The following is an 11,403-nucleotide window of genomic DNA, read 5'->3' as shown; positions in this document are numbered from 1 at the left end:
AATTTTCATCGGTGAACGATATGCCGGGAAGGGAGTAAGTAATGAACAGTGAATTTACCATTGCTGTGCACTGTCTGGTCTTTCTGTCCATGAAGGATGAGTGTATGGCCAATAGTGAAGACTTGTCTCAAAGTGTGGGTACGCATCCAGCCAGAGTACGCAAGGTGCTTAGTGTGCTGCGGAAGCATGGATACCTGACAACCAAGGAAGGTGCTCACGGTGGATATCTGCTGAGCCGTCCGAGTGATGAAATCAAGCTTGGAGAACTGTACAGACTGGTAGCGGGTGGATCACTTGGTCCCAGCTGGTGTTCGGGAGAATCCGGTTCAACGTGCGTTGTTTCTTCCAATATGCAGGGTGTGATGGGAAGCATCTACGATGGAGGCGAAGAGGCACTGAGTGCTTATTTTGACCGTATATCCATTGAGGATGTGAAGCATCGTATCGGTAATGGGGAAGAATGTTCTTTGTCTATGGAACCCTTGTCCATGAAGGATAGGTCGTGACAGAACTGATCGTTAACAGCTCTTCATGACCTGGCCTTGGACTGCTGCTGTCAGGCATGGTGGACAGGCTATATAAGGGCGTTTGCTCCGGTTGTATGATCCGTTGATGTTTCAGGCGATTCCGGGCATAACGTGAACACAGATGGAAGCGGTCGTCTGCGCTGATGTTATTTTCGGAAGGTGAGTACTCGGTAGAGTTTGGCCTTGCGAACGTAAAAAAAATAAAAAAGAACTTGGGGAGTGGAACGCATGTCCAGCATTGAAAACAATGAAACACTTCGCGTGATTAACGAACGTCACGCTGTCAAAAAGTACGAAAGTGGTTTTGTTATGCCTGAAGCGGATCTGAACGCTATTCTGACTGCCGCTTCCGAAGCACCGTCTTCATGGAACCTGCAACACTGGAAATTCCTTGTGATCGAATCCGAAGCAGATAAAGCCAAGTTGCTGCCAATCGCTTACGGCCAAAGTCAAATCACAGACAGCTCCGTTACGATCGCTGTACTCGGGGATCTGGAAGCGAACCGCAACGCCGTGATTTATGATCAGGCTGTTGAAGCAGGTGCAATCCCGGCTGAAGTTCGTGACGCGTTGGTTGGACAGATCAATGGTGCTTACAAAAATCCGCAAATCGCCCGTGACGAAGCGATCCGCAATGCATCGTTTGCTTCACAGAACATTATGCTTGCTGCACGTTCCCTGGGATATGATACTTGCCCAATGGGTGGTTACAACCCGCAACAATTGATCGAAACGTTCAACATCCCTGCGCGTTATTTGCCAACGTTGTTGATCACTGTAGGTAAAGCTGCAGTTCCAGCTCGTCCGGCAGGTCGTTTCCCGCTGTCTGAAGTTGTTGTTAAAGGTTCTTTCTAAGACTGATTTTGGATCAGTTATCGCTATAGGTATCAATAGATATAACATAAATAGCCGCATGTCCCTTCTAGAGGGAACATGCGGCTATTTGGTATTTAAATGATGAAGAAGGGCATTATTTCTCTGGTGTTTCCGGGATTTTCGGTGCATTGAAATCTTCCAGATACTCAATTGCGTTATACATCATAACCGCAGCTTCGGCGCGGGTAATCGTTTCCTTCGGATTGAAGTTGCCTTCTGCATCGAGCGTGTTAATCTTCAAGACAAGGGAGCGCTGAACAGCACCTTGAAATTCTGGAGTCAGCTCTTTATCGTCCGTGATATCTACAGGTTTGATGTTAATCATTGGCAGGCCGCCTTTGGCTTCAATGCCCTGCATCAAGAAAAGGGTATACTGTTCACGGGTCAACGCCTTGGAAGGGTCGATATCGTTGGTCATCTTAATACCATTGAACTGGGCACGGACAAAAGCATCACTGTACCATACGCCATCTTTTACGTTGGAAAAGTAGTCACTTGGCAGGGGCTGCTTGATAAAACGAATCGTGTCCAAATTCAGATTCAGACCATCTGCAATGAGCTGGATACCCTGAGCCGTGTTTAGTTCCTGTTCCGGTTTGAACAAGCTATCACTTACGCCTTTGATTAAACCATCCTGATGTAGGGATTCAATCTTATCTGCCCCTGCAATACCTTGAATATCAGTGAATTCCGCTTGAGCGGCATGAATCGGACCAGCGCTCAGAGATAAGGTAAGTAAAGCTCCAGCTGTTAATGTAGCCAATATATTTTTTTTCATATCAGATTCGCCTCACTTTTCCAGGGAATATCCCTTTGTATAAAAGTTATTTGTCCCTATAGACGACCCTATTCCTCAAAAAGTTGCTGTAATTTTCCATTGTTTCTCTACAAGGAATTCTGATGGAATATGCACAAAGTGAATGGACTATTGTAAGGCCTTACACTTTGTATTATCTTGAGGGTAGATAACCACTGAAGCAAAAGTCTGTGAATTGGGTAAGTACATAACAGTGGAATCAACTATTCGGGTTACAACTTCTTATAATTGCATGTAATTAGAGTGTGAGATCAATCATTTGAATCAATAAGGAGAGAATGAAACGATGGAACCAACAGCAACGAATGAAGCTTTTTTCTATACAGGTACTTATGCATCAGCAGATCAACCGGGGATTTTCCTCTGTGCGTTGAACAAGGATACTGGCGAGTTGCGGATTGTAAATCACATGGATGGGGTGGATAATCCGTCCTATCTGGCTTTATCTTCGGATGGGAATGGTCTGTACGTGGTAAGTGAGACAGATGAGGGAGAGGTGCTGGTCTATCGCAGGGATGCCGCAACGGGTGAGCTGCACTTGATGGATCGCAAATTGACGAAGGGCGCATCGCCTTGTTATGTATCTGTCACGGAGGACGGCAAGTGGGTGCTGACTTCGAACTACAGCAGCGGCAGTGTGAACGTATTTCCGGTAGGAGATCAAGGCACGCTTGAAGAGATGAGTGCGTTGATTGAGCATACCGGCAGAGGGCGGAATGATGACCGTCAGGAAGGGCCGCACGCCCACTCCATTCAACCAGACCCTTCGGGTCAGTACGCCATTGTCTGTGATCTGGGCCTGGATCAGATTATTGTGTATCGTCAGGAAGAAGGTCGCCTGGTAACGCATCGTGAGATGAATCAGCCTCCAGGCTCCGGACCGAGACATCTCGTCTTCCACCCAAGCTCGAAATGGGCCTATGTGATTAATGAATTGAGTAATACCGTTACGGCATTCATGTATGATCAACGCAGAGGTGAGTTCACCACGTTGCAGCATATCACCACACTGCCTGAAGGACATTCTGGAGAAGGTACGGCAGCGGACATCCGTGTGTCTCCGTGTGGTCGCTTCCTGTATGCTTCCAACCGTGGGGACGACAGCATTGTGCTGTACCACATTGACCAGAAATCCGGTGAGCTGGAGGCCATAGAGTGGACTTCCACTATCGGTCAGACTCCACGTAACTTCAACCTGCTTCCCGGTGGTATTCTGCTGGTGGCCAATCAGGACAGCAACAACCTCGTTGCTTTTCAGATCAATGGTGAAGATGGACGTCTGACACACAACGGATTCAAGTTGGAGATACCCCGCCCAGTCTGTATTGCTCCGGTAGTATAAGGTGGGATGACACAACATTCTGTGTTACGTTAAGATTCCAATAGATCGAGCGAGAAAGAAGCATCCAAGTCGAAAGATTCATCTTTCGGCTTTTTTCCTTTTTTTCATACACAAAACTACTAAATTAGACCTATAGATGGAATTATATGTTTAATTTAAAATGAATATATTAAAGCGCTTACATGGATGTGAGATGGCGCTACCAAGGGCATCGGGCTTACCAATTCGATTGGGGAGGCAATGGCTTTATGGGAAAACGATCGTTATGGAAGCATACATTGCGGACCGCAGGGGTATCCCTGCTAAGTTCTGCGTTACTGGTTACTTCGCTCGGTCTTGGAAACACGCCGGTCACTCATGCTGCGGGTCCCCGTCAGATGGAGTTTCTGGACCGAGGTGTAGTTGCAGTGAAGACAGGCACAGGTGTGTTTGTCAGTTGGCGGCTTCTGGGTACGGAAGGGTCGAATGTATCGTTTAATGTCTATCGGGATGGAACCAAGGTAAACGCATCGCCCATAACGAACAGCACCAACCTCCAGGATGCAAGCGGGACCAGCACTTCCAATTATACGGTTCGAGCCGTAGTCAGTGGAACCGAACAAGCTGCTTCGGCGGCAGCGAGCGTATGGGGCAATAATTATTTGTCTGTACCTCTCAGTGTACCCGCAGGAGGCACAACGCCGGATGGTGTAGCCTACACGTACAGTGCCAATGATGCGAGTGCAGGCGATCTGGACGGGGACGGTGAGTATGAGTTGATTGTGAAGTGGGACCCGTCCAACTCCAAGGATAATTCCCAAAGCGGCTACACGGGTGAAGTATTTATCGATGCCTACAAACTGAATGGAACACGCCTATGGCGAATCAGTCTAGGTAAAAATATCCGTGCGGGTGCCCATTACACCCAGTTCATGGTGTACGATCTGGACGGAGACGGCAAGGCTGAAGTGGCGATGAAGACGGCTGATGGTACCAAGGATGGTACGGGCGTAGTTACCGGAGATGCCAGCAAGGATTATCGTAATTCCAGCGGATACGTTTTGTCCGGACCGGAGTTCCTTACGATCTTCAATGGACAGACCGGCAAAGCACTTTCCACGGTGAACTACGAACCGGCGCGCGGCAATGTGTCCGATTGGGGAGACAACTATGGCAACCGGGTCGATCGGTTCCTTGCTGCAATTGCGTATTTGGATGGAGAGCGGCCAAGTCTGGTCATGGCGCGTGGATACTACACCCGGACCGTGCTGGTGGCGTACAACTGGCGGGATGGACAATTGACGAAACAATGGACTTTTGATTCCAATACATCAGGTAATTCCGGTTATGCTGGGCAAGGTAATCATAATCTGAGTGTGGCGGACGTGGATGGCGATGGCAAAGATGAGATCGTATATGGTGCGATGGCGGTAGATGATAACGGTAAAGGACTCTACACGACAGGGCTTCATCATGGGGATGCAATGCATCTCAGTGATCTGGACCCGGATCGTGCGGGACTTGAAGTATTCCAGGTGCATGAGACAGCGTCCAATGCCGGAGTGGAATTCCGTGATGCGCGCACAGGTCAGTTGATCTGGGGCATACCTACGACAAAAGATATTGGACGCGGCATGGCAGCCGATATCGATCCACGTTATAAGGGTGCCGAAGTGTGGGCAGATGGTGGTTTGTATACAGCCAAAGGGCAGAAAATTGGGACAACCCTGCCTTCCTCCACGAATTTTGGCATCTGGTGGGACGGTGACCTGCTCCGCGAATTGCTGGACAGCAACCGGATTGATAAATGGGACTACGCCAATAGCAAAACGGTTAATCTGTTGACCGCATCCGGTGTTTCTTCCAATAATGGAACGAAATCCACACCGAATCTGCAGGCTGACCTGTTCGGCGACTGGAGAGAAGAAGTGGTATGGCGGACCAATGATAGCTCTGCGCTGCGCATCTATACGACAACAGCCGTTACGGACAAACGGATCTACACCCTGATGCATGATCCGGTATACCGCCTGGGCGTAGCTTGGCAAAATGTAGCCTATAACCAACCGCCACACACGGGCTTTTATTTGGGAGATAGCATGAGCACACCTCCCGTACCGAACATCCGGTACGCAGGCAAATAAGAGGGAAAGGGCATGAACTCATGCCAACCCCAGGAATGATGTTACAGCGAATAAAACTTACCGCTGACAAGGGAACAACGGACTTTGGTCTGTTGTTCTTCTTTTTCTGCCAATTACACAGATATTCGGTAGAAATCGGAAAAAAACGTTTGACAGTCATATGTACTGCCCTTATGATACGTATATAACTCACTAAACAGGTAGGAATAATAAAAATGACTATGCTCTATTTGCGGAAGCAGTCATTTACAGTCACATGAGAGATCGTAACGTGAACAGAATAACGTTCTCACCGTATAGACGGAGGAACACCGCAGCGCATCATTTCTGGATGGAGCATACACGGCCTTTGGGGCGGCATGACTTTATGAGGGAGAAGTGCGCGGGGGTTCCTCCGTTTTTTATTTTTTTCGGTGCGTTCCATGCTGTTCAGCCTGTTGAGGTAATCTTGCAGATCCATTCGGGGGGAGTGTTATCTATGAAAAAGAGAATTCATAAGGGTATTCTGGTTGGTCTGGCATTGGTGTTAACAGGGGTACTGGCGGCATGCGGATCGGATAGCGGTGGCACGAATGCGACAGGCACATCGGGGGGAACGGAAGGCGGCAAAGAAGGGGCAAAAGCGATCGAGCTGCTGAATGTATCCTATGATCCGACACGTGAACTCTATGAGCAATATAACAAGGCGTTTGCGGCGTATTGGCTGAAAGAGAAAGGCCAGGAAGTAACGGTTAAGCAGTCTCATGGCGGTTCAGGTAAACAAAGTCGTTCTGTCATTGATGGGCTGGACGCGGATGTGGTAACTCTGGCATTGGGATACGATATCGATGCTATTGAAGATAAAGGTCTGATCAATGCGGGTTGGCAGGACAAATACGAGCACAACAGCTCCCCGTATACTTCAACAATCGTGTTTTTGGTACGCAAAGGCAATCCGAAAGGCATTAAGGACTGGGATGATCTCATCAAGGGAGATACCCAAGTCATTACCCCGAATCCAAAAACGTCCGGCGGGGCACGTTGGAATTATCTGGCGGCATGGGGATATGCGCTCAAACATAACAACAATGATGAAGAGAAAGCCAAAGCGTTTGTTGCAGAGCTGTTCAAACATGCGCCTGTCCTTGACTCTGGAGCACGTGGGGCGACGACTACGTTTGTAGAGCGCGGCATTGGTGATGTACTGCTTGCATGGGAGAATGAGGCTTTCTTGTCAGTTAAAGAGTTGGGACCGGACAAATTCGATATTGTTGTGCCTTCGGTCAGTATTTTGGCTGAACCACCTGTAGCGATTGTAGATAAAAATGCAGACAAAAAAGGCAGCCGCGAAGTAGCTGACGCCTATCTGAAATATTTGTACAGCGAAGAGGGGCAAACCATTGCTGCCGAGAACTATTACCGTCCAACCCTGGACAGCGTGAAGGAAAAGTTCAAGGATCAGTTCCCGCAGCTTGAGCTGTTCACATTGAACGATGTATTTGGCACATGGCGCGATACGCAGGCCAAGCATTTTAATGATGGCGGTATCTTTGACCAGATTTATGTTCCGGGCAGCTAATGCATCTGACGTCGATGATGTTGCGTGACCATGTAAGCGGCCAACCAGTCCAACCGACTGAAGGCAGAGAGGATGAACGTGCATGAGCAAGGTGATGGTGGCCCGGAGTCGCACACTGCCGGGATTCGGATTAACGATGGGTTACAGTGTGCTTTACCTGAGCCTGGTTGTACTTATTCCACTCGCAGCGCTCTTGTTTAACTCCACGGGGCTGACCTGGTCCACACTGATTGAGGTGGCGACGAATCCCCGGGTACTGGCTTCTTTTCAGGTGAGTTTTCTGACTGCAGGTGCAGCGGCCCTGATCGATCTGGTACTCGGGCTGCTCCTGGCTTGGGTACTTGTTCGGTATGAGTTCCCTGGAAAACGGCTGTTTGATGCCGTCATTGATCTGCCTTTTGCCTTGCCGACAGCAGTGGCGGGGGTTGCCTTAACGGCGCTGTATGCCGGAAATGGCTGGATTGGGCAGTTTGTGGAACCTCTGGGCATCAAGCTTGCCTATTCACAGGCGGGTATTACTCTCGCGCTGATGTTTATTGGGATTCCGTTTGTAGTGCGTACGGTGCAGCCGGTATTGCAGGAACTGGAGACTGAGGTGGAGGAAGCTGCGGCTACGCTGGGAGCGGGAAGATGGCGGATATTCCGGAAGATCCTGCTTCCGGATCTGATCCCGCCGCTGCTGACAGGTTTTGCGTTAGCCTTTGCCCGAGGTATTGGCGAATATGGCTCAGTAGTATTTATCTCAGGCAATATGCCGATGAAAACGGAGATTGCTCCCCTGCTGATCATGGCGAAGCTGGAGCAGTTCGATTATGCGGGAGCTACGGCGGTAGCCTTGCTGCTGCTGCTGGTCTCTTTTGTCCTGCTCTTGATCATTAATTCACTTCAACGCTGGAGCCGTAAGGCAGGCAGAGCTTAGTGAGCAGTGAGCCAACCTAAACCAAAAGGAGGTACAGAATATGGCGGGTTCCGTTCCATTAACGCCTGCTTCCCGTGTACGAACCGGGCCGGGGCCAAACCGTGCAACCACGGAAGCACCATGGGTCAAATGGTTGTTGATCGGATTGGCAAGTCTGGTGCTGCTCTGGCTTCTCATCTTGCCGCTGGTGATCGTGCTGATGGAGGCGTTAAAGCAAGGCTGGGGTGTCTACATCGCCGCGCTTACGGAGCCGGACGCGATGTCTGCATTGAAACTTACGCTGCTGGTTGCCGGGATCACCGTACCGCTCAATACGATATTCGGTGTGGCGGCTGCGTGGGTCATTACCAAGTTCCAATTCAGGGGCAAAGGACTCATGGTTACCCTGATCGATCTTCCTTTTTCGATCTCGCCTGTGGTAGGCGGGTTGATCTTTGTCCTCGTCTTTGGGTCGAATGGATGGTTTGGACCTTGGCTGGCCGAGCATGATATCAAAATTATTTTTGCCCTGCCCGGCATTGTCATCGCAACGTTGTTCATTACGTTTCCCTTCGTCGCCAGAGAACTGATTCCGCTAATGGAAGATCAGGGCACGAGGGAAGAAGAAGCGGCGGTTACGCTTGGGGCCTCCGGGTGGAGGATATTCTGGAACGTGACACTTCCCAACATCAAGTGGGGACTGCTGTATGGCATTATTCTGTGTAATGCACGGGCGATGGGCGAGTTTGGGGCCGTGTCTGTTGTATCGGGACATATTCGCGGGGAGACTAACACCTTGCCGCTGCATGTCGAGATCCTTTATAACGAATATCAATTCTCTGCTTCGTTTGCCGTCGCCTCCTTGTTGCTGATTTTGGCTCTGGCAACGTTGCTGCTCAAGAGCTGGTTGGGTCATAAAACGATTCCCGAAAAGTGATGTAACACTCCTTTATCCATGCCAATCATCTTGGTTTTGAAGAGGGTTCCGAATGAAAATGGTTTTTGTTTAAACTTCATGAAAATTCGGATTGACAGCTACTGGAAGCCCTGCTAATGTATAAACCAAGTATATAGGTTGGATAAGAATGAATTATAAGTCGGGTTGGATGACAGCGCACTTGAGGAATATAGCGGGCAGTAGCCCGAGAAGAGGAGGCGGCTCTATGGCTAAGCCGTTAAAAGTGGATGAGGTATGGATGGATCGAATTGCCGGACAACTGAATGACATGGAGTTTGGCTCGTTACACATCGTTGTACACGAAGGCCAGATTGTGCAGATGGAGCGGACTGAACGCAAGCGTTTTGAAAATACGCCCTCCGGCAGCGCCTCCAAATCCGGCAGCACTGCACGAAGCAGCTCACCCCGTTCATTGCGCTCATCGAATGCAAGCGCGAAGGGATAGGCTTCATGTAATCCAGGATTTGATTGTGATTTTAGCACGGACTATTTATAGAATTGGAATCGAATTATGCAACGCTGAAATAAGTAGAAACCAAAAAAAGAGAAGCCGACGATTTTGCGGGCTTCTCTTTTTTGGTGTTGAATGAACTGAGACTGATGACGCCGGGCAAACCAAGCTAAAGAAAGGTTTACTTTTCGGAAATGGCTCCGGATGTGCGTGGTTTATAGAGGTTTAGATCCATATCCAAGTTCTCATCCTGATGTGCTTCTGTACTGCGATTCAATTCCTTATCCGAATCGGTGTGTCCCACATAGGGGCGATCACTGCGAGAAGGCGTTCCTGTCAGGCTGAAGCCAGAGATGAACAGGATGAGTTGTAATCCCAATGCGTAGGGAGCAGCAGCAAGTCCGATCAGATGAAGTAGGGAGCACATGGCAATTAGGGTAACAAGTGCTTTGGTTACTGTGCCCGATGAACCCTGTCTTGGGCTGGACCAGAGCAGATAACCATAGAACACCGTGATGATTAAGGAAACGAAGCGTATCCATGGCAAAGCGTTGAACCAGGAATGCCAGAAAGGATACAACAGACCTTGTTGACGAAACACAAAATCAGCGATTAGGTACAGTACAGCCGCGGCAGCGGTGGGCTCGGCAGCTGGACGGATGACATTCCAGATCGCTCTTCCCCAATGGTCAGGATGTGCGTATCGATTCAATTCATCGGACAATGCTGCACTCTCTCGCTCCAAAGCCCTGTGCATCAATGCGAGACGAGCGGGATCAACATCGATGATACAGCTGCGGATCTGATCCTGAAGCTGTGGAGACAGATGCACTGCGGCTCTGCAGGATAGCATGGCCGTTAATAATTCATGATGTTCATGTTCCGTAAGAGCAACATTCCGATGTTCTTTGGTTGTGAGTTGTCCCAATAGGGTGGTACTTATGTATAATGTATCTCGTATCGCGTGCATTCGTCTGTCACGGCTTCGTCTGACCTCAGTTGCTGACCATATGTAGAGTCCAAGCAGCACAGCGATCATTCCGAGTAGTACCGCCACGAAGCCCGGATATGAGAATAGAGCAAGCATCCAGCGTTGAAGCACAATGGTTCCTCCTTTGCAAAAACTGTAGTGTAGCATGAAACACGGTTCACATAAGCTTTCTCTCACTATTACACAGGAATTGCCTGAATTCAAGCAGGAACAGTAGGAATTTACTGTCATAAGAAGGACCAGAGCACCCAAGCAAAGAAGATGTAATTTCCATGAATTTTTTAATTCTACACATAATTATAGATTTAATAGGAAGGGAGCATGATCTATGGACCAGATCAACATTGAACGTACACCGCCCTCAGCAGCAGAATACCTTTCATTACGGAAAAGCGCAGGTCTTAGTGCGATGAGCAAGGAGGGAGCGGAGATTGGGCTGCCCAATAGTCTTTTTGCCGTATGTCTGCGTGAAGAAAATGAAATCGTAGGCATGGGCCGGGTCATCGGGGACGGTGGTTGCTTCTTTCAGGTGGTGGATATCGCCGTGCGCCCGGACCAGCAAGGCAGAGGATATGGAAAATTGATCATGAGCGAAATCATGAATTATTTGTGTGAACATGTGCCTGCTCGTGGTTTGGTCAGCCTGCTGGCAGATGTTCCTGCTGATCGTCTGTACGCTCAATTTGGCTTCACCTACACCAGTCCGAAATCGGAAGGTATGTGGTGGAGACAAGGGGAATAGAGCGGAAACAAAGCGCAGTTCTTTGAAAAGTGAAATGAGGGAATTATGCAAAACCTCAAAATAATATGAAGTAATTGATACTGAGCCGCATATTGCGGCTTTTTTGTGTGAAGTAAGAGC

General features: G+C 49.0%; 11 protein-coding genes. 9 read left to right on the top strand and 2 right to left on the bottom strand.

Annotated features, from left to right (window positions below):
- Positions 1-41 precede the first annotated feature (41 nt).
- Both G3352_RS19720 and G3352_RS19715 read left to right on the top strand, forming a co-directional pair.
- Positions 42-506 carry an Rrf2 family transcriptional regulator gene (locus tag G3352_RS19720; RefSeq protein WP_076290611.1) on the top strand — a complete coding sequence of 155 codons (465 nt, stop codon included), beginning with the start codon at positions 42-44 and terminating at the stop codon, positions 504-506.
- A 249-nt stretch (positions 507-755) separates the two neighbouring features.
- Complete coding sequence (locus G3352_RS19715; RefSeq protein ID WP_163759045.1) at positions 756-1,382, top strand: nitroreductase family protein; 627 nt, start codon at positions 756-758, stop codon at positions 1,380-1,382.
- A gap of 115 nt (positions 1,383-1,497) precedes the next feature.
- Here G3352_RS19715 and G3352_RS19710 read toward each other — a convergent pair whose 3' ends face one another.
- Positions 1,498-2,181 carry an S-layer homology domain-containing protein gene (locus G3352_RS19710; RefSeq protein ID WP_163759043.1) on the bottom strand — a complete coding sequence of 228 codons (684 nt, stop codon included), beginning with the start codon at positions 2,179-2,181 and terminating at the stop codon, positions 1,498-1,500.
- Positions 2,182-2,506: 325 nt separating this feature from the next.
- Between G3352_RS19710 and G3352_RS19705 the strand changes: the two genes are divergently transcribed.
- From G3352_RS19705 to G3352_RS19680, 6 genes are all read left to right on the top strand, one after another.
- Positions 2,507-3,562 carry a lactonase family protein gene (locus G3352_RS19705; RefSeq protein ID WP_163759040.1) on the top strand — a complete coding sequence of 352 codons (1,056 nt, stop codon included), beginning with the start codon at positions 2,507-2,509 and terminating at the stop codon, positions 3,560-3,562.
- Between the two features lie 248 nt (positions 3,563-3,810).
- A complete protein-coding gene (locus tag G3352_RS19700; protein ID WP_163759038.1) occupies positions 3,811-5,685 on the top strand; it encodes a rhamnogalacturonan lyase in 1,875 nt (624 codons plus the stop codon).
- A gap of 478 nt (positions 5,686-6,163) precedes the next feature.
- Positions 6,164-7,243 carry a sulfate ABC transporter substrate-binding protein gene (locus G3352_RS19695; RefSeq protein WP_099858614.1) on the top strand — a complete coding sequence of 360 codons (1,080 nt, stop codon included), beginning with the start codon at positions 6,164-6,166 and terminating at the stop codon, positions 7,241-7,243.
- A gap of 82 nt (positions 7,244-7,325) precedes the next feature.
- Positions 7,326-8,162: a sulfate ABC transporter permease subunit CysT gene (gene cysT / locus G3352_RS19690; protein ID WP_063566191.1), complete on the top strand. Its 837-nt coding sequence runs from the start codon at positions 7,326-7,328 to the stop codon at positions 8,160-8,162.
- A 40-nt stretch (positions 8,163-8,202) separates the two neighbouring features.
- Positions 8,203-9,078 carry a sulfate ABC transporter permease subunit CysW gene (gene cysW, locus G3352_RS19685; RefSeq protein ID WP_163759036.1) on the top strand — a complete coding sequence of 292 codons (876 nt, stop codon included), beginning with the start codon at positions 8,203-8,205 and terminating at the stop codon, positions 9,076-9,078.
- Positions 9,079-9,304: 226 nt separating this feature from the next.
- Entirely contained in the window at positions 9,305-9,544 is a 240-nt protein-coding gene (locus G3352_RS19680) for a YezD family protein (RefSeq protein WP_062322628.1), read from the top strand.
- 187 nt (positions 9,545-9,731) lie between these two features.
- On the opposite strand, the gene G3352_RS19675 is transcribed toward G3352_RS19680, so the two are convergent.
- Complete coding sequence (locus G3352_RS19675; protein WP_163759035.1) at positions 9,732-10,652, bottom strand: hypothetical protein; 921 nt, start codon at positions 10,650-10,652, stop codon at positions 9,732-9,734.
- Positions 10,653-10,869: 217 nt separating this feature from the next.
- Between G3352_RS19675 and G3352_RS19670 the strand changes: the two genes are divergently transcribed.
- Positions 10,870-11,283, top strand: coding sequence for a GNAT family N-acetyltransferase (locus G3352_RS19670; RefSeq protein WP_163759033.1), 414 nt, complete (start codon positions 10,870-10,872; stop codon positions 11,281-11,283).
- The last annotated feature ends 120 nt before the right edge of the window (positions 11,284-11,403 follow it).

Origin of the sequence: Paenibacillus sp. ALJ109b, assembly GCF_010747435.1 — a bacterium.
Taxonomy (GTDB): domain Bacteria; phylum Bacillota; class Bacilli; order Paenibacillales; family Paenibacillaceae; genus Paenibacillus; species Paenibacillus taichungensis.
The sequence above is the reverse complement of the archived record's forward strand: the minus strand, read 5'-3'. Positions and strand labels throughout refer to the sequence as shown.